This window comes from Rhizobium sp. 05N49 (assembly GCF_056396805.1).
Genome location: NZ_JBFTME010000031.1, coordinates 18,232 through 40,002 on the forward strand (window position 1 = coordinate 18,232; position 21,771 = coordinate 40,002).

Consider the following 21,771-nt stretch of genomic DNA (forward strand, 5'->3'; position numbering starts at 1 on the left):
GCTGACATCAATGCACCAGCCTCGGCGTCAGGCGCCGGGGCGCAAGGGTCGAAGGCCGGGTCTCGGGCAGGAGTTGCATCAACTGGTCGAACAGCGCATGCACGAGGCGGAAGTCACGGCTCTGCTGCAGCTGGGCATTCTGGAAGGCCGGCACGGAGGACGCGATGACCACCCAGCCATTTCCGAGCCGCCGCGCCACGGCGACGGACTGGGTCGTGATCAGGCCGTTGGCATCCGGCTCCCCCGACGCCAGTTCAAAGAGGGAAATCTCGCCAGCATCCTGCGGGAAGATCAGCGGGGTCGGAACGGCGCCGATGGACCGTCCTGCAGAGCCATCCGCCTCGGCGCACCGCACCGGCAGCCAGCTCTCGCCCTGGACGAGCTGAGGTTCTGAAAAGCCGAAATGCTGCGCAAAGGCGCGCTTGTGTTCCCAGTCCTGCGGGTCGGTCAGCATCAGCAGGATATTGCCGTCTTCGATGACCCGCGCATAGCCCTGGAAAAGAGCATTGCCCAGCATCTGGTTCACTCTCGGGATCACCAGGATGAGGCGACGGGTGCCGGCCAGGCTCTCCCAGGGCGCATCCGCCAGCGGAATGACGTTGCAGCCACGGTCCTCAAGGCAATTGCGCAACTCGGACAGTCCGGTCGCTGTTTCCGATGTCGCGCTGTTGACGTCAGGGGTGCGGGATTCATCGAAGATGACGGTGGCAGGGGCATTGGCATTACCAAGGTCGGCGAGCACCGTCGCCACAAGCCTGAACAGCATCATGACGGTCTCTGTCGCCAGGACGAGGCCGCCGAAGGCGCAGACGAAAAGCCCGGCGCGGATCGAGCCCATCATGTCAGGGTTCGGAGCGCCCAGGGCCAGCTCGCCTTTCGTCAGGATCAGGCCGAAGATCGATGCAACGACGGCGATGGTTGCCGCCTGCTGCACGGAGCGCGTGTCCGCCGCCACCTCGCGCCTCAGCCGCATGGTCGGGATGGCTTCGTAGATGAAGGTGAAGACCAGGGCTGCAAAGCCGATGATCGTCAGAAGACCGCTGATCGCGGCGGAATAGAAGGTGGTGAGCACCGCCTCGCTCAAAACGACCCCAAACCAGAAGAGGGCGATGATGGCGAGGAAAAGACCGAAACGGACGACGACAGTCCGGTCCTTGACCCAGGCGCGCTCGATGCGGCGGATCTTGAAGCCGCGCAGCAGGGTTTCGGAGGAATAGCGCGTCGCCATCGTGTTCAGCTTCGATATGTCGAAGCTCGTCAGGCCCAGCATGGCGCCGCCATAGATGAAGGCCGTCGCCAGATTGTTACGCAGTCCGTTGGCGGCGAGATAAAATCCGATGCAGCCCGCAACCACAGCCCATGTTCCGAAGACAACTCTGAGGACCCGGAGAAGCCTGCTGTCGCCGCCCGGCAGCAAGACGAGCACGACGAATGGGCAGGACAGGAGAAAAAATCCGGTTGCCGGCCCTAGGATCTCGTAGAGCGCTCCATACTGCGTTTGAACGAGCGGTCCGAGGCGGGCCTCCATGGGCGGCCAGATATACTGCAATATCAGTGCGTAAATTACATGCGTCAGGGCGACGATCGCCCACATGATAAGGGGTATGCCGACAAACTGTCCGAGCCTGGCGCCTTGTTTGGCGTCGAGCAGGCCCGAAATCAGGCCGGCAATCAAAATCGCAGGCAACCATCCCCACAAGGCGAAGAAATGTTGCCAGGTTCCAAACCAGTCCGCAATGAAAGATCGAATGTATTCCATTGAATTTCTTGTCGAAACCGAACCAATATATCATGTGTTCTTTATGGCTGTGATTTATACGTTATTATACCTCGGGTGTAATTTCTATATCTGGAATTAATATTTACGACCGAAGCAACGCAAGGCAAATGACTGCCCGATTCCCGCTCTCACAGCTATCGGTCAGCTGCGCGAACAGATCTTCCTGCCGATGAGGCGTCGACCAGCAGTCGCCGGCCCATCGAGATCCCGGAAACTGATTGCGAATTAAAACCGGTTAAGCTATCCTGAAACTGATTGCACGGCGCAATCAGATCCGCGTTCGCGCGGCGCTCCGGAGGAGGGAGAGGACATGGCCAAGCTTGTTTTCGGAGAGAACGTGTCACTGGACGGGTACATCGATCATCAGGCGTTTGCGCCCGGTCCGGTGCTCTTCCGTCACTTCATCGAAAGCGTGCGGGGTGCTGCCGCCATCGTCTACGGCCGCCGCATGTACGAGATCATGCGCTATTGGGACGAGGACCACCCCGAGTGGGACGCGGCGGCACGCGAATTCGCGGCGGCGTGGCGGGGCCGACAGAAATGGGTCGTGTCGCGCTCGCTGAAGTCGGTCGGCCCCAATGCCACGCTTGTCGGCGAGGGGCTCGAAACGGTCATCGGCGGGCTGAAGGACAGGCTTGCCGGGGAGATCGGCATTGGCGGATCGGAGCTGGCGCGAAGCCTGACCGATCTTGGTCTCATCGATGAATATCAGCTCTATTTCCATCCCGTCGTGCTCGGCCACGGCACACCATTCTTCGCCGAGCCCCGGCCACGGCTGCGCCTGGTGGCGAGCGATCGAATGGACGAGGACGTGATCAGGCTGACCTATGTTCCGGCCTGAGGGTTGGGGCGGCTGATACGTCCAGATGGATGCACCCGTCTGTCCCAAAAATATACCGCACAAGCTGTGTTTTCGCGCAGGGTTCGCTAACTCTTCGTTGAAAAATTCGGATGTAGGATGCATCCGCAAATATTCCTTCCACCTGCGTAGTTGCGCTTCATTCGGCGGGCTGAGGGATGTGTGGGGCTGCTTTGCGGAGGGGTGATGAAGAGCTTTGGCGAGGTGCTGGCGAGCTATCACGGTATTGCGCCGGGTTTCAATTTCCTGCGTCTTGCGCTGGCGCTCACCATCGTCTTCTATCATGTGCTCACGGCAGACGGTTATTATGGAACTGCGCACGGCCCGGTTCTGTGGTTTTTCGAATATAGCCTCGTGCCGATGTTCTTTGCGCTCAGCGGCTTTCTGATTACGGCGAGCGCCCAGCGGCTCGATCTGGCGAATTTCCTGCTCAATCGCGCTCTGCGTATCGTTCCTGCTCTCGCGGTCGATATCCTGATCTGCGCCTTCATTATCGGCCCGGCCGTCACCACGCTGCCGCTTGGCGAATACTTCACCGATGCGGGTTTCCTGGCCTATCTGATGAACATCATCGGCATGGTGCAGTTGCAGTTGCCCGGCGTCTTCACCAGCAATCCCATTCAGCAGGTCAATGGCGCGCTCTGGACCATTCCCTGGGAGATTACTTGTTACATCATCATGGCATTCATGATGATAACGGGTGTGGTGCGACGACAGACGGCAACGTTCCTGCTGCTTGCCGCTTTCCTCATCGCCGGTCTTGCGATCGAGCATTTTGTGCCGGTCAGGCCAGGGGTTGGATACGGCCTCCATACATTGTTCGTCATTCGCGGCGCCCAGTTGATCACGGCTTTCCTGTGTGGCGTGCTCGCTTACCAGTTCAGGGGCCGGATACCGATGAGCAGGGCGCTCTTCTCGATCTCCGTCGCGGTCGCGCTGATCGCGATGATCGTGCTCGATACGCGGGCCACGGAAAGCGTCGCAAACCGCCTGATCCTCATCCCCGTCCTCACCTACATCACCATCTATGCGGGCCTGTCGCGGCTGCCGTTGCCGAAGATTCTCGGGCGCGGCGATTATTCCTACGGCGTCTATCTCTACCACGTGCCGTTCATCCAGCTTTCGATCTTCCTGGCGCCGTCTTTCTTCGTCGGCACGATCCCCGGCGTCGTCATGCTGACGGCGGTGACAATTGGTGTCGTGCTCTGCGTCGCTGCCGTCTCCTGGCACATCGTCGAGAAGCCCGTGCTGTCGTTGCGGCGCTTTGCGCTGACGGGCAGGGCGACCGGGGAGGGCCGGGCGGCGATGGCGCCGGTGGCGGCCGTGGAAGGGGTGGGGCGGTAGCGGCGGCTACGGGGCTGTGACGTTGGTGGCCGTGGCCCCCTCATCCGGCCCTTCGGGCCACCTTCTCCCCGATGGGGAGAAGAGGGAGCAAGCGGCAGGATCTCATGTAACGACTGAGGCTTTGACAGGAAGCGGGTAGCCACGACGCTGTCCCTTCTCCCCGGCGGGGAGAAGGTGGCCCGAAGGGCCGGATGAGGGGGCTGCACGGCACCTCGGAAAATGTAGGCGCCGTCTCCTTGGCATCACCGCCGTCCCCACCGCCATCCCGTTGCCCGCGTAACAGCTTTTCCGAACCTGTCCTGCGCGAGGCAGACCCGTCGCCAAGCCCCGCGAGCATGCGCAAGCATCATCATATGGACGTAGGGAGGCACCACCCGCATACCCCTGATTGCTGTCGTACGGTCCGGCGCGAAAACTGCCAGAATGGGTGTCTTGAAATACTGCTTCGTGGGGCCGGTTGAGGGGCAGGTCCAGGAGGCTGGTGGACGGGAAAGGGGACGCCGCATATGCGGAGAATTCGGGTTAGTAGTCTTGAGTACCTGAGCATATATGGTGGAGCGTTGAGTATCTGTCGTGTACCGTCAGCCTGGAGCGCAGTGCTGGGAACCGCGACTGTCGTATCATCAACGAGTACCGATGGTTCCCTAAGTTTTGCCAATCAGGGCAGCTTTACCGATCCGGGCGGCGCCGTCGTCCCGTCCTCCTTCACAGGCAGTATCACGCAGCCTTCTGCGTCGATCTCCTTGGGTGGCATGCAGACTGCCTCGATACCGCCGACGGCAATATCAGCGCCTTCAGGCGATGGCGGCGCGCAGGACACGTCGACCAAGACGGCATCGCTCCTGCCGGCGCTGCAGACGACAACCACGACAACAGAGCGCACCGTGCTCGGCCCGGACCCGTACCAGGAGGCCGCGACGCTGCCGCTGGCGCCCGTGTTGACGGGCGTTACCGGCGATGCCGGCACGTCAGGCCCGACCACGTCTCCGACCGATCCTGCCGCCGGTTCCGGCGCGAGGTCGATACAGCTTCAGACCTCGATAGCCTCCATCTCGGTGCAGCCGAGCGAGAGCGTTTCGGCCGAGACCCCCGTAGGCTCGGCGGCGCTCGCAGCCCCTGCGCCGGCGGCTGCCGCAGCTCCGACGCTCAACAAGATCGCGCTCGAGAACATGAAGCAGGGCAACCCCATCAGCGAATGGGGCATCGAGGGTGACGGCAACGGCACCATCCAGGGCTTTGCCACCGAAATCAGCACCAATATCGGCGGAACGGTCGATTTCAAGATCGCGACGGATTCCACCCATTACCGCATCGATATCTACCGCATGGGCTATTACGGCGGGGCCGGCGCGCGCAAGGTCGACTCGATCGAGCAGCAGCTGACCACGGCGCAGATCCAGCCGCATCCGATCGTCGACATGTCGCTCGGCCTCATCGATTGCGGCAACTGGTCGGTGTCGGCCAGCTGGCAGATCCCTTCCGATTTCGTCTCGGGCGTCTATTTCGCCAAGCTGGTGCGCGAGGACGGTGTCGAGGATGCGAGCATCATACCCTTCGTCGTGCGCGACGACGCCTCGACCAGCAATATCGTCTTCCAGACCTCGGATACGACATGGCAGGCCTATAATGCCTGGGGCGGCGCCAGCCTCTACTACGGCGAAGTGCCCGTCGATCCCGCCGACATGATCGGCTACCTGCCGCCGAACTGCAGCTGCGGCCTGACCGCAATCGGCCGCGCTTCGGCCGTCAGCTACAACCGCCCGATCATCACCAACACGAGCCCGATCGGCGGCAGCCACGATTACATTTTCGGCGTCGAATCCTCGGCCATTTCGTGGCTGGAGCAGAACGGCTACGACGTCTCCTATATCTCCGGCGTCGATGCGACGCGCAACGGCGCGCTGCTGCTGAACCACGATGCCTATCTCTCCGTCGGCCATGACGAATACTGGTCTGCCGAACAGCGCGCCAATGTCGAGGCGGCCCGCGATGCGGGTGTGAACCTCGCCTTCTGGAGCGGCAACGAGTGCTACTGGAAGGTTCGCTGGGAAAGCAGCATCGACGGCAGCGGCCAGGCCTACCGCACCATGGTCTGCTACAAGGAGACCTGGGGCACGAGTTCGGATCCGAGCAATGTCGGCACCGGCACCTGGCGCGATCCGCGCTATGCCGATCCGGGGCAGGAACCGGAAAACTCGCTGACGGGAACGATGTTCCAGGTGGACAGCTACCGCCAGGATACGATCTCGATCCCTTACGACTATTCGAAGCTGCGCTTCTGGCGCAATACGGATGTCTCCCAGATCAACGAGGGCGATACCTACAATCTGGTGCAGAACCTGCTCGGCTACGAGTGGGATTCCGATGTCGAGAACGGCTTCCGGCCGGATGGCCTCATCAACCTGTCGCTCTCGTCGATCTCGGTGGAAACCTATCTGCGCGATTACGGCGCAACGGTCGGTTCTGCCGTCGCCACCCACAGTCTCACCATGTACCGGGCGGCAAGCGGCGCGCTGGTCTTCGGGGCAGGCACCGTCTTCTGGTCCTGGGGCCTCAGCGACAATCACCAGGGTCCGGCGACCTCGACCGACCGCAACGTGCAGCAGGCGATGGTCAACATGTTTGCCGACATGGGCATCCAGCCGACCACGCTCGATGCGAGCCTGATCCTCGCGACCCAATCGACCGACACGCTGAAGCCGACCTCGACGATCTCGTCGCCGATCGTCGGTGCCTCCTTCCTCGAAGGCCAGCACGTGACGATCACAGGCACGGCGCAGGATTTCGGCGGCGGCATCATTGCCGGCGTGGAAGTCTCCACCGATGGCGGCCAGCACTGGTTCAAGGCGACCGGCCGCGAGAGCTGGAGCTTCAACTGGGTCGTCCAGGCAAGCGGCACCTATACAATCATGTCGCGCGCCGTCGACGACAGCGTCAATCTGGAGGCGCCGTCGGCCGGCAAGCAGGTCACGGTCAAGCTGCCCACCACGCAGGGCCTTTGGACGCTTTCGGAAAAGCCGGCGACCGAAGTCGCGATCGATCGCGATCCGGTCGAGCTCGGCCTGCGTTTCCAGGCGACGACCGCCGGTTCCGTGCAGGGCATCCGCTTCTACAAGGGCTTCTACAATATCGGCGATCATGTCGTCAGCCTCTGGTCCAGCGACGGGACGCTGCTGGCAACAGGCGTATCGACAAATGAATCGCTCTCCGGCTGGCAGACGGTGATGTTCTCCTCGCCCGTCCAGATCGCGGCGGGCACGACCTATGTCGCCTCCTATCACAGCAACGGCTTCTACTCCGTCACCGACAATTATTTCGGCAGCGGCAGCACCTATGCCAGCGGCTCGCTGAAGGTTGTCGATGGCGGCGGCGTCTATGCCTATAGCGACAATGCCGGCACATTCCCGGGCCTCAGCCCCGGCGGGTCCAACTACTGGGTCGACGTGGTCTTTGATGGAGGGCCGAACAGCGTGCCGGTTGCCGGCGACGACAGCGGCCTGACGATTTCGCGCAACAGCACGCTGACGATCTCGATCGCCACGCTTCTGGCAAACGATACCGATGCCAATGGCGATGCGCTGACGATCAGCGCCGTCGGCAATGCACTCAACGGCACGGTCTCCCTCAACAAGCAGGCCGGCACCATCACCTTCACGCCGGCTGCCAATTATGCCGGCCCGGCAAGCTTCACCTATACGCTGTCGGACGGGCGCGGCGGCACGGACCAGGCCAATGTCAGCCTCACGGTCGATCCGGGTCCGGCCGGCCAGAGCCTGTTTACCGCCAATGAGGGGCCGACGGGCGGCAGCGTCCAGGAAAACTCGGCGCTGGAACTCGGCATGAAGTTCTCGGCCTCGGCAAGCGGCACGATCACGGGCATCCGCTTTTACAAGGCATCCGGCGATACCGGGCCGCATACCGGCTCGATCTGGTCGGCGAACGGCACGCTGCTTGCGACGGTGACCTTTGGGGATGGATCGGCCTCCGGCTGGCAGACCGCGACCTTCTCCAACCCGCTGCAGATCACGGCAGGCACGACCTATGTCGCCTCCTACCACACGACCGGCAGCTATGTGGCGACATCGGGCTATTTCAGCACCGCCCATACGAATGGCGCGCTGACGGGCCTTGGGGGCGCCAACGGCGTCTATTCCTACGGATCGGGCACGACATTCCCGACATCGAGCTACCAGTCCTCGAACTACTGGGTGGATGTCGTCTTCAACCAGTCGACATCAAATTCGGCGCCGGTCGCCGCCAACGACAATGGCTATACGACCTATTCCAACACCGCGCTGTCGATCGCCGCGGCAAGCCTGCTTGCCAACGACACCGACGCCGATGGCGATCCGCTCTCGATCACCGGCGCCAGCGGCGGTGTGAACGGCACGGTCATCTTCAACAGCCAGACGAACAGCGTCACCTTCACGCCAAACTCGGGCTATACGGGCGTCGCAAGCTTCACCTATTCGATCTCGGACGGGCATGGCGGCACGTCTTCCGCCACTGTCAACCTCACGGTCAATTCGCAGCCCGACAGTGGGACGACGAGCCTGTTTACCGGCGCCGATACGTCGGGTGTAACCGCCGCCAACGATCCCAATTCGGTCGAGCTCGGCGTCAAGTTCATCGCCTCGGCCAATGGCCAGATCACAGGGCTCACCTATTACAAGAGCGCCCAGGATACCGGCACGCATGTCGCCTCGCTCTGGACGGCGAGCGGCCAGCTTCTCGCCCAGGCAAGCTTCATCAACGAGACGGCGAGCGGCTGGCAGACGGTTTCCTTCTCGCAGCCGATCAATGTCACGGCCGGCACGACCTATGTGGCGAGCTACCATTCCAACGGCTTCTATTCGGCGACCGCAAACTACTTCACGACGGATCATACGAGCGGGGCACTGACGGCGCCGGCAAGTTCGATCAGCGGCGGCAACGGCGTCTATGCCTATGGCAGCGGCAGCCTGTTCCCGACCTCGTCCTACAATGCCACCAATTACTGGGTGGACGTGCTCTACAAGCAGGGTGCGCAGAACACGGTGCCGGTTGCCGCCAATGACAGCGGCTTCACCACCAGCACCGGCACGCCCGTCACCATCCAGGCCTCGGCGCTGCTTGCAAACGACAGCGATGCCGACGGCGATGCGCTCACGATCACCGGCGTCAGCGGTGCGGTCAACGGCTCGGTCAGCTGGAATGCCCAGGCCCAGACGGTGACCTTCACGCCGACGGCAGGTTACACGGGGCCGGCAAGCTTCAACTACGCGATATCGGACGGCAAGGGCGGCACGTCCTCGGCGCAGGTCGCACTCAATGTCAACAACCCGGCCGCAGGACCGGAACAGAACCTCTTTGCCGCCAATGCGACGCCTGCGGTCGTCTCCGTCAACGACAACCAGCAGGTCAATCTCGGCATGAAATTCCAGGCCGATACCGCCGGCTGGATCACCTCCATCCGCTTCTACAAGGGTGCGGACAATACGGGCTCGCACAATGGCTACCTGTGGACGGCGTCCGGCACTCTGCTCGGCAGCGTCACCTTCAACAACGAGACGGCGAGCGGCTGGCAGACCGCGCAGCTCACGCAGCAGATCGCCATCCAGGCGGACACGACCTACGTCGTTTCCTACTCGACCAATGGCAACTATTCGGCGACCGGCAATTACTTCGGCAGCGACGTGACCAACGGCGACCTGAAGGCGCCATCGGGCAATAACGGCGTCTATGCCTATGGTTCGGGCGGGCTGTTCCCGACGAACAGCTACAACAGCACGAACTACTATGTGGATGTGGGATTCAAACCGCAACTCGCGGCGTAAAGCAATTCCAGCAAAAGCGCGCAGCGGTTTTGCTGGAATTGCGTGAATACAATTGGAGCGCGGTGCGCGCTCCAGACGTCGCGAGGATGTCAGACCAAGCCTGTGTAACGAGTAATATCGATGATGCGTACAGACAACAGATTGCCGGTTACCGTCCTCGCCGGGTTTCTCGGCGCCGGCAAGACGACTGTCCTCAATCATGTATTGAGTAATCGTGAGGGTCGTCGCGTTGCTGTCATCGTCAACGATATGAGCGAGGTCAACATCGATGCGGATCTCGTGCGCGAAGGGGGTGCAGACCTTTCGCGCACGGACGAGACGCTCGTGGAGCTCACCAACGGGTGCATCTGTTGCACTCTGCGTGACGATCTCCTGAGCGAGGTGCGGCGGCTGGCGAGCGCCGGCCGTTTCGACTACCTGCTGATCGAGGGCACGGGCATTGCCGAGCCGCTGCCGGTCGCAGCCACCTTTTCCTTCCGTGACGAGAGCGGGGCGGCCCTTTGCGACGTGGCCCGGCTCGACACGATGGTCTGCGTCGTCGACGCGGTCAATCTTCTCGCCGATTACCAGAGCGCCGAGTTCCTTGCCGATCGCGGCGAGCGGCGCGACGGCGATGACGAGCGCAAGCTCGTCGAGCTCCTGGTCGAGCAGATCGAATTTGCCGATGTCGTCGTCATCAACAAGGCAGGCGACGTGCCCTGCGCCTCGCTTGCAGAGGTTCGCCGGGTGATCGCGGCGCTCAATCCGGATGCGCGCGTCATCGAGGCTGTCTTCGGCCAGCTGCCGCTTTCCGCGATCATGGATACCGGCCTTTTCAGCGAGGCCAAGGCTGCCCGCCATCCGCTCTGGCACAAGGAGCTCTTCGGCTGGGGCAGCCATGTGCCGGAGACCGAGGAATACGGCATTTCGAGCTTCGTCTATCGCAGCCGCAGGCCCTTCGATCCGGCGCGGCTTGCCCGCGTGCTCGAAGCGCCGCTTGCCGGCATCATCAGGGCGAAGGGGCATTTCTGGCTGGCGACGCGGCCGGACGAGATCGGCCTCTTGTCGATTGCCGGCACGCAATGCCGGATCGGGACCAGAGGCTTCTGGTGGGCCTCGGTGCCGCAGGCGCAGTGGCCGCGCCATCCGCAATTCCGCCAGCTGATCGAGAGGCATTGGGACGAGGTCTGGGGCGACCGCCGCCAGGAGCTGGTCTTCATCGGCTCCGGCTTCGACGAGGCGGCGATCCGCGCGGCACTCGACGATTGCCTGACCGGGGAGGAGACGGGTTTCGACCCGGAGAGCGCCATCGGCCTTTGCGATCCGTTTCCGGCCTGGCAGCACGATATGCATGCAACGGGCCGAAAGGTGTGAAGCCGCTTCCGGCCAACAGTTTTGACGTCAACCAGAGGGAGAGAGAACAATGAGCAACGAACTTTATGCAGACGGCATCGGCGAAATCACCATCACCGGCACGATCGTGCGCATCGACCTGATGTCGCTGTCGGCGACCGACCGCGATGCCAACAACAATCCGAAGCCGGTCTTCCGCCAGCGCATCATCATGCCGGTCGACGCCTTCGCCAATGCGGTCGATCTCATGCAGAAGGCGCTTGGCGGCCTCGTCGAAGCGGGCGCGGTTCGCCGCATCGGCGACATGTCCGCTGCTGCGGCGGCCGATATCCAGGCGACGCAGGCCGGCGCTTCGAACGCCTCGCCGAACTTCAACTGACAGCGAGTAGAGCCTCGGTCTCTTTTGTTTCGGGTGGGCCATGAGTGGATTTCTGCATACCAACCTGCATTGTCTTGCGCTCGTCGCGCGCCATCACGGCGTCGATCTTGCGCCCGAGCGGCTGCAGCACGATTATGCCGTCGGCAACGATCCCGTCGCCGTGCGGCAGCTGTTGCGCATGGCCAAGGATGCGGGCCTGAGGGCAAAGCATCTCGATCTCACCTGGCGCGGCCTGTTCCAGCTCGGCGAGGCTTTTCCCGTGCTTGCGGAACTGACCAACGGCAACTGGGTGGTCATCGCCGGCGCTATCGGGGAGGGCGAGGACGAGCGGATCCGGGTTCTCGACCCGCTGGCGTCACGCGCCGAGGTGATGATGCTCAGCGAAGAGCAGTTCGCCAAGGCCTGGCTCGGTTCGGTGATCCTGCTCAAGCGCAACTATCGCATGTCGGATGAGGACCGGCCCTTCGGCTTCCGCTGGTTCGTGCCAGAAATCATCAAGCAGCGCAGCTTCTTCCGCGATGTCGCGCTCGCAGCCTTCGTGCTCTACGGGCTCGGGCTGATGACGCCGATGTTCTTCCAGCTCGTCATCGACAAGGTGCTGGTGCACCAGAGCTATGCGACGCTGACCGTCCTGACCGTCGGTATCGGGATCGCGCTGATCTTCGACGCGACCTTCAGCTTCCTGCGCCGCTACCTGCTGCTCTACGCCACGAACAGGATCGACATCCGCGTCGCCACCCGCACCTTCGGCCATCTGCTCAACCTGCCGATCGCGCTTTTCGAGCAGGCTTCGGCCGGCGTTCTCGTCAAGCATATGCAGCAGACGGGGCGTATCCGTGAATTCCTGACCGGCCGCCTGTTCCTGACGCTTCTCGACGGTGTGTCGCTCTTCGTCTTCGTGCCGATCCTGCTTCTCTACAGCGTCAAGCTGACACTCGTAGTGCTCGGTTTCGCAGCCCTTGTCGGCCTCGTGGTGATGATGCTCGTCGGCCCGTTCCAGCGCCGCCTGAAGGCGCTCTATCAGGCCGAGGGCGACCGGCAGGCATTGCTGGTGGAAACAGTGCATGGGATGCGCACCGTCAAGTCGCTGGCGCTRGAGCCGCGCCAGCGCAAGGTGTGGGACGATTATTCGGCCCAGTCGATCTCCGTGCGTTTCCGCGTCGAGAAGATCTCCACCATCGCCCAGTCGCTGACGGGGCTTCTCGAAAAGCTGATGAGTGTCGCAATCATCGGTCTCGGCGCTCTCGACGTCTTCTCTGGTACGATGACGATCGGTGCGCTCGTTGCCTTCAACATGCTCGCCGGCCGCGTTTCGGGGCCTCTCGTGCAGATCGTCACCATGGTGCATGAATATCAGGAAGTGGCGCTTTCCGTGCGCATGCTCGGCGAAATCATGAACCAGAGGCCGGAGCAGGCGGGACGCGGGCGCGGGGTCAGGCCGCATCTGCATGGCCGCATCGAATTCGACCGCGTCAGCTTCCGCTATGCGCCGGATGCGGCACCTGCGCTCGACAATGTCTCCTTCGCCATTCCGGCAGGCTGCGTCTTCGGCGTGGTCGGCAAGAGCGGTTCGGGCAAGACCACGATCACCAGGCTCATCCAGGGGCTCTACCAGAGCCAGGAGGGGCTGGTGCGCATGGATGGTTACGACAGCCGCGAGATCGACCTCGTACACCTGAGAACCAGCATTGGCGTCGTGCTGCAGGACAATTTCCTGTTCCGCGGCTCGGTGCGCGACAATATCGCCGCCGCCAAGCCCGATGCCAGTATCGAGGAGATCATGCAGGTCGCCCGCATCGCCGGTGCGGAAGAGTTCATCGAGCGCCTGCCGCGCGGCTTCGACACGATGCTGGAGGAAAATGCCGCCAACCTCTCCGGTGGCCAGAAGCAGCGGTTGGCAATCGCGCGGGCGCTGATCACCGATCCGAAGCTCTTGATCTTCGATGAGGCGACAAGCGCGCTCGACCCGGACAGCGAGGCGATCATCCGTGACAATCTCAGCCGCATCGCTGCCGGGCGCACGGTCATCATCGTCTCGCACCGGCTTTCGACGCTTGTCGATGCCGACGCCATTCTCGTCATCGATCGCGGCAAGGTCGCCGATATCGGCCGGCACGATCAGCTCGTGTCGCGCTGCATGACCTACCGCCATCTCTGGGCCCAGCAGATGAGGCAGGTCGCATGAACGCCCATGTCAGAAAATCCGACGAAAACATGCCTGTCCCTTCCGAGAAGGGACCACCGGAACAGGGCCGGCCCGGCAAGGGCGGGGCGCTTGTCGCCCGGCCGCCGCTGCCGCCTGTCATTGCGGAGTTCCAGTCCGATGCCGTCGAACTGGAAGAACGCGCGCCGCCGCGCGTTGCCCGCATGACGCTCTATTGCGTCACCGCACTGCTTGCCGCAGCCATCACCTGGGCTTCCGTCTCCTCCATCGACGAGGTGGTGATTGCACCCGGCAAGCTCGTCACCACGCAGCCGACCATCGTCGTGCAGCCGCTCGAAACCTCGATCATCCGCACGATCGACGTGAAGGCCGGCGAGGTGGTGCATGCCGGCCAGACGCTGGCAACGCTCGACGCCACCTTCAGCCAGGCCGATGTCGGGCAGCTGAAGGCGAAGTTTTCCGCCCTCGACGCCCAGGTGAAGCGCCTGGAGGCGGAGCTGACCAGCGAGGATTATTCTGTCATCGCCGGCAATACGCCGGACGAGCAGCTGCAGGTGCAGCTCTTCGGACAGCGGCGGGCCTTCTACATGGCGCAGCTGCAGAATTTCGACCAGCAGATCGCCGGACAATCGTCAGTGATTGCGGCAAACCGCAATCAGGAGGCCGTGCTGAACGACCGGCGCGACAACCTCGCGCAGATCGAGGCGACGCGAAAGAAGCTCTATGACAAGGAAAGCGGCTCGCTGCTCACCATGCTCGGCTCGCGCGACGCCCGCCTCGATGTCGAGGCCGATATCACCGCCGTGCGCGGCAAGGCCGACGAAGCGGCCCATGCCTATGCGAAACTGCGCGCCGACCGCCAGGCCTTCGTCGAGGATTTCCGCCGCGCCGCAATGGAGCAGCTCGTCGACCTGCGCAGCCAGCGCGACATGGCCGGCGAGGAACAGAAGAAGATGGAGCTGCGCCGCAACATGGTGGCGCTGACCGCGCCGGCAGACGCCGTGGTGCTCGATCTGGCGCAACGCTCGGTCGGCTCCGTCGTGCGCGAGGCCGAGCCGGTCGTCACACTCGTGCCGATCAACGTGCCGCTCGAAGCGGAAGTCTCGATCAACACCCGCGACATCGGCCGCATCGCCGTCGGCAAGGAAGCCCGCATCAAGCTCGATGCCTATCCCTTCCAGAAATACGGCACGGCCTCGGGCGAAGTGCGCACGATCAGCCAGGACACGTTCGTGACCGGCCAGCAGCAGGACCCGAACGCCACCACCGCCCAGCCGCCGGCCGCACCCTTCTTCAAGGCGCGCATCCTGCTTGCCGATACCAGGCTGAACGTCTCCGACGTGCCGGTGCGGCTGCTGCCGGGCATGACCGTCTCGACGGAAATCAAGGTCGGGAACCGGACGGTGATGTCCTATTTCCTCTACCCGCTCCTGCGCGGGCTGGATGACGCGATCCGCGAACCAAACTGAGAGGTCCGCCGGCGGTGCAGGCGAGGGGCCTCCTGCACACGCCATGGGATGGGGGCGCGCCGCCGCTCACGGCGCTGCCCCCAAACCTGTTTTTGGGGGTAAGGGGCGGGTATCGACCGTCCTTCGGCCCCGCGGAAAAGGCAAAATCTGCCGCACCGCCTTCCGGATCTCCAACGTTGCAGGAGGGACGAGGCGTTGCCCCACCCTCCCTCATCCCTGTGACGAGCACAGGGATGAGGGGAATTTGAGGCGGGCGTCGGCGTCCAAAGCGAACTCGAGTGACAACCGGGTCGCAGTTGCGCCAAGAGCCGCCATTCCCCCAAGCCGGGCGATCAGATCACGAATTCCTCTTCGTAGGTCTTCGGCTCGGGAACGACCGTAACCTTCACCGGAATGATCCAATTGGCCACGTAGCTCTCGCAGTCGGAACGCTGGACGTCGGGCTGCACGCACCCCGCCGCATCGGTCGCGCGAGACCGCAGTGTATATTGCCCCACGTCTTCAGGGGTCCACATGTACTCCCACAAGCGCCATGCAAAGGGACGTTCTGTTTCGAGGAGCCTTGCCTCGCGCCAGCCCCTGCCATCTCCGGTGCAGACCTGCACCTGCCGGATAGGAGCCTCTCCGCTCCAGGCGGCTCCGAAAATCCGGTGCGGTTGGCCGGCGACGAGATGCGCCCCCTGTACGGGACGCGCGATCTGCGATTTGACCTCCATCTGCGCAAGCGGGACCAGCGTGGGTTCCCCGAGGCCGCGCTCCCAACGGAAATAGTCTCGCGCCTGCCAGTAGCCAAGGAAGGGTCGCTCCACAACCGTGATATGCGTGATCCACTTGACCCAGGCCATGCCGAACCAGCCGCCCACGACCGCGCGCAGCGGATAGCCGTGATCGCGCGTCAGCGGCCGTTCGTTCATCGAATAGGCAAGGATCGTGCTGTCGGCCATGGCCTTCTCAAGCGGCAGACTGCGCGCAAACGCGATGGGGCCGGGAGAAGCCGTTTTCTTGTTCGCGTCGACGACGCCTCTGTCGGCGCCTGTGAGCAGAACCTCACATGCGGTTTGCTTGACGCCCGCCATCTCCAAGATCTCGCGCAGAAGAACACCTGTCCAGGCGGCATTGCCGACGGCTCCGTTCTGCCACTGCAAGCCCTCCCTCGGGGGCTCATAGTAGACGCGCCCGTTGCCTGCGCATTCTACGACGGCGGTCAAACTCGTGCTCCGCATCGCCTTGATGCTTTCGAGGTCAAGTTCGATCGGCCGCTCCACCGCCCCGTCAATGCGCAATCTCCAGTCTCGCGCATCGAGGTCCGGCGACGGGAAATGGTTCCGCACGAAGAACAGTTCGGCCGGGATCAGCCAATCGGAGAGCGACGCAAACGGAAACTCGATGTTTTCAGGTGATTTCTGTCGAACTATCAGACTGGGTTGCTGTGCTGTCGGCATCTTCCTCGTCTTCCCCTTTGAAGAACACAACGTCGGCTCTCGGTCGCGCGAATTCCGCTACGATAACACTGCCCCTCGCAGCGCGTCTGTCGTATTTCGGATTCGTGCGGCATCCTAGCACATGCCGCACGTTGCTCGGATCGACTTCGAATGGCAGCAAAGGGGCCGGCGGCGGTCTTGGCCGCCTTGCGCCAGAAGCGGATATATTCGGGTTCTCGATCGTTGGTGACAAGTTCGCCGTCAAAGCGGGAATCGGCCGGTATTCGGAGGCGTATCGCCCCGCCGAACTGTGAGCGCGCGGAAATCAATCCACGCAAGTCATCAGCGTACGGCCGGATAGGCAGCAAGAAGCTGTTGTTCGAGAAAATCGATGAATGCGATGACGCGCTGGTTGCGCAATTGTCCTGTCGTGACGGCATACAGGTTCGCGTCCCCGACTGAAAATACATCAAGCGCGGTTACAAGCTGGCCGGTACTCAATTCCTTCCGGATACCCAGGGCTCCCCTCCTGATTACGCCGCGTCCCGCGAGTGCCCAATCGCGGAGGGCGCCGCTGTCGTTGGCAACGCGATCTCCCTGAACGCGGACCGATATCGGCTTGCCTTCCACCAGGAAAGGCCAGGCGGCGGAGGCAGCGTCGGGGCGTGCGTGCACAAGGCAGTTGTGCTCCGTGAGATCATCCGGCTTGCGAGGAACGCCTCGCTCATTCCAGTAGGCCGGCGATGCGCACACGACTCTGCTGCCTCGCAGCAGCAAACGCGCCATCAGGCTCGAGTCATTCAAAGGGCCGAAGCGCAGGGCGACATCGATATCGTTGCCGACCAATTCGACGACGTCGTCCGCGAAATGCAGTGTGATCTTTACAGCCGGATGTTCGAGAAGGAACCGATCGACCATCAGCGCCAGTCCGAGCTGGCTAAATTCCTGCGGGGCGGTGATCTTGATCGGTCCGCTCAATAGCCCGCCACGCGCACCTACGATCGCTGCATCCCAGTCGGCCAGGATGCGTCGCGAGTCCGCAAGGAATTGCCGTCCCTCGTGGGTGAAGGACAAGCGCCTTGTGGAGCGGGTGACGAGGCTCACGCCAGCCCGTTCCTCGAGCTGCTGCAGCGCGACCGTGACTGTAGAGGTAGCCACTGACGCGTGACGAGCCGCTGCGGACAGGCTGCCCGTCTCGGCAATGCCAACGAAAAGGCGCAACGCGTCGATCGTATCCATTTCTCGCGTTTCCCGAAAGGTGCTTTTGAATCGGGATTCCTTATCACGGGCGGCGAAACAAACAATATGTCGGCTTCAACACGGTCCGACCGCATGCCATGCGCAACCGCACCGAGGATATTTTACGGAAAGACAAGATCATGACTAAAGTTGTTATCGTCACTGGCGCTTCGCAGGGCATTGGCGCTGAAATCGTCAAGGCGTTCCGGAAGCTCGACTACCGCATTGTTGCAACCTCGCGAACGATCGAGCCGTCGGAAGATCCAAACATCGTGACTGTCGCTGGAGATATCGGTGATCCCGCAACCGCCAAGCGCGTCATTTCAGAGGCTGTCGCACGATTTGGCCGCGTCGACACTCTGGTGAACAACGCCGGGATCTTCATCGGCAAGCCATTCACCGAAAACAGCATCGAAGACTACAATGCCGTCATGAATGTGAACATGGCTGGCTTCTTCCACATCACCAAGCTGGCCATCGCCGAAATGGAGAAGCATTCGAGCGGCCATGTGTTGAATATCACCGGCAGCATCGACAACGGTATCAGCGGCGGCCACATGGCGCTGGCGGCGCTTACCAAGGGTGGCCTGAATGCTGTCACGCGCGTGCTGGCGATCGAGTATGCCAAGAAGGGCATCCGTGTGAACGCCGTCGCGCCGGGTGTTACCAAGACACCGATGCATCCTGAAGAACATCACGAAATGCTGGGCACTTTCCACCCCCTGGGCCGCATGGGTGAAGCAAGCGAGGTCGCAAGCGCCGTCGTGTTCCTGGATTCGGCCGAGTTCGTCACCGGTGAAATCCTGCATGTCGACGGTGGCCAGAGCGCCGGTCGCTAGGCGAGGCCAAACGGGGCCGTTCCGGCCGCTGGAAATCACGTCCATCTGGAGATGACCACTGAGGGCCGACAGCGGCCCAACCGTGTCGTTCGGAAGGCGAACCGCCGATTGGGCGTTTGACAAAGTGCCCAGGGTACCGCGCTATACGCATTATTTCCCGCCAGATCGAAAAAGAATGATCCAACCTTCACGGCTTTTGCTTATGACTACGACGCAGGAAAATACATGCATGGACAAACGATGACGCTGCCTCACATCCCCGCCGCCGTGATCTTCGACATGGACGGGCTGATCTTCGATACGGAAGCTCTCTATCAACAAGCGTTTCTCGCGGCGTCAGGCGCCGAGGGGCTCAATCTGCCGATAACGCTGATCCAGGGCACGATAGGGGTACCCTGGGCCAGCAACAGACTTCTGATCCTGGAGCAGATGGGACCGGATTTCCCGGTTGATCAATATGGGGAAGCGGTGACGGCCCATTTCACGGCGCTGGCGGCGAGCGAACTCCGGCTGAAACCCGGCGTCCTCGAACTCCTCGATGTCCTCGATCAGCTCGAACTGCCGCGAGGTATCGCAACGTCGTCGTCCCACTCTACCGTCCGGAGCCATCTTTCGGCTCATGGTCTGGAAGGCCGTTTCGATGCGGTCATTGCATACGGAGACTATGCGGCAAGCAAACCCATGCCCGATCCGTTCCTGACTGCCGCGAAGAGACTGGGCGTCAATCCCGCCCTTTGCCTCGCGCTGGAAGATTCCCACAATGGCGTTCGCTCTGCCTCGGCGGCCGGAATGATGACCTTCATGGTCCCCGACCTCCTTCACCCAACGCCGGAAATCCAATCCCTCTGCACCGGTATTGTCGGCGACCTCAACGCCGTCTGCGAGCTCATCCTCGCGGCCTCGGCTGATCGTACTGTGGCGTGAAGGGATTGCGGCGGCTTTGGGCGACAGCCGACATTTAGGGTTGGCCGCTTTGCGCCAGAAGCAGCCGTTAATCTGCCCTTAAGCAAACAAACTGGAGCAACCGTTTACAACTCGATGCGATGGTGAGCTACCATACGTTGAGGATGCTTGACCTTGCCGACTGAACTCCCGTTGCAAACCATCGAAAACGGTCGCCGTTCCTCATTCCTATCGGTGGTCCTGCTTTCATGCCTTCTCACATCATGCTCTGATGACCTGGACCGCGAGAATGTGGAGCGACTTGAGGCAGCGGATCTATATGTCTACGGCGAAAATTGCAGAGGACCCCATTGGCGGTTCGAAGATGGCGGACTGTTTTACCATGAGAATGGAACGGTCCGAGAGATATTAGACAAGCTCGCTCTCATTCCGCGCCCGAATGACGTTTTGGTTGTGCGAGCCCTTTCTTCATCCTCGCTGACGATGGTGCTCACCTTCAGCCCAGACGGTTCAGCCAAATTCACAGATGTCTACTTGGAACCTAAGCCGACCGAAGCACAGTTGGCCGAGCTGAACGATAAGTACGGTTTTGCGCAGACCGTTTCATCCATTGTGAAACTCCCCTCAGTCGAACTCTGCACCCGCATGAGATCCGCCGGATCGTTTTAGGCACCGTCACTGACCGCCTTTGCTGCGAAACGTCCGCTTTGGCCGACAGCCGACATTCAGGGTTGGCCGCTTTGCGCCATAAGCGGTCATAACGGGGCGGTCGCGAAGGCGGCACGAACAACAGCCGAGGCGCGTGCGCATATGTCGTGGGGCTGATCAGCGAGCGCGCGTGGCCGCGCCCGGCGTCGCAAGATCGATTGCCTCCGGGACGGAATCTGTGTTCTCAAGCGAGCATCGATTGCCTTCGGGCCAATTCGGCCGTCCAACCTTATCGAGACCAATTGTCTATTGCGTCTTGATCGCTGAATGAATTGCTTCGACGGCCTCGGAAAGCTTGTTTGCGTCGTCGTTCGGCTGGCTGTTGGTCTGCACGGTGATCAGAATGCCATCCTTCTCGTACCACACATACAGAGTGCGATAGCCCAGGGTCATGCCCTGATAGAACCAGGCCGGGCCGCCCGGTATCATGCCCTGCACGAGGCCGAGGGCAAAGCCCTGAGGATGCTCCTCGCTGACCTGCGTGATCGGTTCACCTGTCTTGGTCGAAACCATCGACATCCATTCGGCCTGTTGCTTCGGCGGCACCACACGGCCTTCGAATACGGCGCGCATCCAGCGGGTAACATCGCGCGCGTTGGAGATAGCGCCGCCCGCGGCCTGAGCCCAGGAGGTGCTGTCTTCACGCACGTCGCGACCGATCATCGGCTTGTTCCAACTTTCCTTGCAGTCGGGCGGCTGGTATTCGGCGCAAGCGGTGTTTTCGAAATAGCCGTGCGCCAGCCGGGCGATCACGTCCGGTGGGTAGGCCCCCGGAGAGTAGAAGGTGGAGTGGAGGCCGTGCTGCTGGATCACCAGTTCACGGACAAGCTCCTGATAGGGTTTGCCCGTCGCCTTGGCTGCGATCAGGCCGGCGAGAATGTAGTTGGTGTTGGAGTAGTGGTACCCTTCGGTCACCGGCAGGTTGTTGCTGCCGTTGGGATATGCCGCGGCGATCAGTTCTTCCGCGGTCAAGTCGCGTTTCGGCTGCTCTACCCAGCTGCGCGAAATGAATTCGGTCTCAGAATAATTCGGGATACCACTGGTCATATCGAGAAGGCGGCGGATGCTGACGCTGCGCCAGGCGGGATATTGCGGCAACCACTTTCCGACCGTGTCATCGATGGAGAGGAGCCCTTGGGCTTCCAGTTTCAGGATCACCGCGGCAGCGAAAGACTTCGACGTGCTACCCATGGCGAAGAGGGTATTCTGGTCTACCGGCGGATCGTCATCGGCTCTTCCGGTCTTGCCTGCAAAGGCTTCGATGTTCGGACCTGATGCGCCAAGGCTGACATAGGCGGCGATGCCGGTGACACCCTCGAGTGGTGAGCGTTCCGCGAGCCAGGCGTCCAGCGCTTTCTGTACGCGCTGGGTTTGCGTGGGCGTTTCGCCGGCAAACGCCGTGCCCGTGGCAAAAAGGACGATTGCTGCGGCGAGTCCTCGACATCTAGCCAGTTCCATGATCGCGCCGCCCCTCCGGGAAGTTAGCCATTCTTGAAATGAACATGACAGATCGGGAAT

At 62.0% G+C, this 21,771-nt stretch carries 14 protein-coding genes; 10 read left to right on the forward strand and 4 right to left on the reverse strand.

Annotated features, from left to right (window positions below; genetic code table 11):
• Nucleotides 1-7 precede the first annotated feature (7 nt).
• Nucleotides 8-1,759 carry a hypothetical protein gene (locus AC1DF8_RS33660; RefSeq protein ID WP_478157057.1) on the reverse strand — a complete coding sequence of 584 codons (1,752 nt, stop codon included), beginning with the start codon at nt 1,757-1,759 and terminating at the stop codon, nt 8-10.
• A gap of 331 nt (nt 1,760-2,090) precedes the next feature.
• On the opposite strand from AC1DF8_RS33660, the gene AC1DF8_RS33665 reads away from it, so the two are divergent.
• From AC1DF8_RS33665 to AC1DF8_RS33695, 7 genes are all read left to right on the forward strand, one after another.
• Nucleotides 2,091-2,621 carry a dihydrofolate reductase family protein gene (locus AC1DF8_RS33665; RefSeq protein WP_478157058.1) on the forward strand — a complete coding sequence of 177 codons (531 nt, stop codon included), beginning with the start codon at nt 2,091-2,093 and terminating at the stop codon, nt 2,619-2,621.
• A gap of 204 nt (nt 2,622-2,825) precedes the next feature.
• Nucleotides 2,826-3,983 carry an acyltransferase family protein gene (locus AC1DF8_RS33670; RefSeq protein ID WP_478157060.1) on the forward strand — a complete coding sequence of 386 codons (1,158 nt, stop codon included), beginning with the start codon at nt 2,826-2,828 and terminating at the stop codon, nt 3,981-3,983.
• Nucleotides 3,984-4,489: 506 nt separating this feature from the next.
• Entirely contained in the window at nt 4,490-9,799 is a 5,310-nt protein-coding gene (locus AC1DF8_RS33675) for a DUF4082 domain-containing protein (protein WP_478157062.1), read from the forward strand.
• Nucleotides 9,800-9,919: 120 nt separating this feature from the next.
• Nucleotides 9,920-11,152 (forward strand): CobW family GTP-binding protein, encoded by a 1,233-nt coding sequence (locus AC1DF8_RS33680; RefSeq protein WP_113117879.1) that lies wholly within the window; start codon nt 9,920-9,922, stop codon nt 11,150-11,152.
• A gap of 49 nt (nt 11,153-11,201) precedes the next feature.
• A complete protein-coding gene (locus AC1DF8_RS33685) occupies nt 11,202-11,510 on the forward strand; it encodes a hypothetical protein (RefSeq protein ID WP_018114923.1) in 309 nt (102 codons plus the stop codon).
• Nucleotides 11,511-11,550: 40 nt separating this feature from the next.
• Complete coding sequence (locus tag AC1DF8_RS33690) at nt 11,551-13,695, forward strand: peptidase domain-containing ABC transporter (protein ID WP_018114924.1); 2,145 nt, start codon at nt 11,551-11,553, stop codon at nt 13,693-13,695.
• Nucleotides 13,692-15,143: an HlyD family type I secretion periplasmic adaptor subunit gene (locus AC1DF8_RS33695; RefSeq protein WP_478157065.1), complete on the forward strand. Its 1,452-nt coding sequence runs from the start codon at nt 13,692-13,694 to the stop codon at nt 15,141-15,143. Before AC1DF8_RS33690 ends, AC1DF8_RS33695 begins: the two co-directional genes overlap by 4 nt.
• Nucleotides 15,144-15,475: 332 nt before the next feature.
• Here AC1DF8_RS33695 and AC1DF8_RS33700 read toward each other — a convergent pair whose 3' ends face one another.
• Together AC1DF8_RS33700 and AC1DF8_RS33705 are read right to left on the reverse strand one after the other, a co-directional pair.
• Nucleotides 15,476-16,585, reverse strand: coding sequence for a sulfite oxidase (locus AC1DF8_RS33700; protein ID WP_478157067.1), 1,110 nt, complete (start codon nt 16,583-16,585; stop codon nt 15,476-15,478).
• 321 nt (nt 16,586-16,906) lie between these two features.
• A complete protein-coding gene (locus AC1DF8_RS33705; RefSeq protein ID WP_478157069.1) occupies nt 16,907-17,803 on the reverse strand; it encodes a LysR family transcriptional regulator in 897 nt (298 codons plus the stop codon).
• A gap of 140 nt (nt 17,804-17,943) precedes the next feature.
• On the opposite strand from AC1DF8_RS33705, the gene AC1DF8_RS33710 reads away from it, so the two are divergent.
• The 3 genes from AC1DF8_RS33710 (at nt 17,944) to AC1DF8_RS33720 (ending at nt 20,214) form a co-directional block, all read left to right on the forward strand.
• Nucleotides 17,944-18,642 carry an SDR family NAD(P)-dependent oxidoreductase gene (locus tag AC1DF8_RS33710; RefSeq protein WP_478157071.1) on the forward strand — a complete coding sequence of 233 codons (699 nt, stop codon included), beginning with the start codon at nt 17,944-17,946 and terminating at the stop codon, nt 18,640-18,642.
• Between the two features lie 225 nt (nt 18,643-18,867).
• Nucleotides 18,868-19,566 carry an HAD family hydrolase gene (locus AC1DF8_RS33715; RefSeq protein ID WP_478157073.1) on the forward strand — a complete coding sequence of 233 codons (699 nt, stop codon included), beginning with the start codon at nt 18,868-18,870 and terminating at the stop codon, nt 19,564-19,566.
• Between the two features lie 153 nt (nt 19,567-19,719).
• Nucleotides 19,720-20,214, forward strand: a complete 495-nt coding sequence (locus tag AC1DF8_RS33720; protein WP_478157075.1) for a hypothetical protein — start codon at nt 19,720-19,722, stop codon at nt 20,212-20,214.
• A gap of 285 nt (nt 20,215-20,499) precedes the next feature.
• On the opposite strand, the gene AC1DF8_RS33725 is transcribed toward AC1DF8_RS33720, so the two are convergent.
• Nucleotides 20,500-21,711, reverse strand: a complete 1,212-nt coding sequence (locus AC1DF8_RS33725; protein ID WP_478157077.1) for a serine hydrolase domain-containing protein — start codon at nt 21,709-21,711, stop codon at nt 20,500-20,502.
• Nucleotides 21,712-21,771: the final 60 nt, after the last annotated feature.

Excerpts from the sequence above, each read along its gene's own strand:
- AC1DF8_RS33695 (WP_478157065.1), top strand. The coding sequence starts at position 13,692 with ATGAACGCCCATGTCAGAAAATCCGACGAAAACATGCCTGTCCCTTCC.
- AC1DF8_RS33725 (WP_478157077.1), bottom strand. The coding sequence starts at position 21,711 with ATGGAACTGGCTAGATGTCGAGGACTCGCCGCAGCAATCGTCCTTTTT.
- AC1DF8_RS33670 (WP_478157060.1), top strand. The coding sequence starts at position 2,826 with ATGAAGAGCTTTGGCGAGGTGCTGGCGAGCTATCACGGTATTGCGCCG.
- AC1DF8_RS33715 (WP_478157073.1), top strand. The coding sequence starts at position 18,868 with ATGCATGGACAAACGATGACGCTGCCTCACATCCCCGCCGCCGTGATC.
- AC1DF8_RS33660 (WP_478157057.1), bottom strand. The coding sequence starts at position 1,759 with ATGGAATACATTCGATCTTTCATTGCGGACTGGTTTGGAACCTGGCAA.
- AC1DF8_RS33685 (WP_018114923.1), top strand. The coding sequence starts at position 11,202 with ATGAGCAACGAACTTTATGCAGACGGCATCGGCGAAATCACCATCACC.
- AC1DF8_RS33680 (WP_113117879.1), top strand. The coding sequence starts at position 9,920 with ATGATGCGTACAGACAACAGATTGCCGGTTACCGTCCTCGCCGGGTTT.
- AC1DF8_RS33675 (WP_478157062.1), top strand. The coding sequence starts at position 4,490 with ATGCGGAGAATTCGGGTTAGTAGTCTTGAGTACCTGAGCATATATGGT.
- AC1DF8_RS33700 (WP_478157067.1), bottom strand. The coding sequence starts at position 16,585 with ATGCCGACAGCACAGCAACCCAGTCTGATAGTTCGACAGAAATCACCT.
- AC1DF8_RS33705 (WP_478157069.1), bottom strand. The coding sequence starts at position 17,803 with ATGGATACGATCGACGCGTTGCGCCTTTTCGTTGGCATTGCCGAGACG.
- AC1DF8_RS33665 (WP_478157058.1), top strand. The coding sequence starts at position 2,091 with ATGGCCAAGCTTGTTTTCGGAGAGAACGTGTCACTGGACGGGTACATC.
- AC1DF8_RS33710 (WP_478157071.1), top strand. The coding sequence starts at position 17,944 with ATGACTAAAGTTGTTATCGTCACTGGCGCTTCGCAGGGCATTGGCGCT.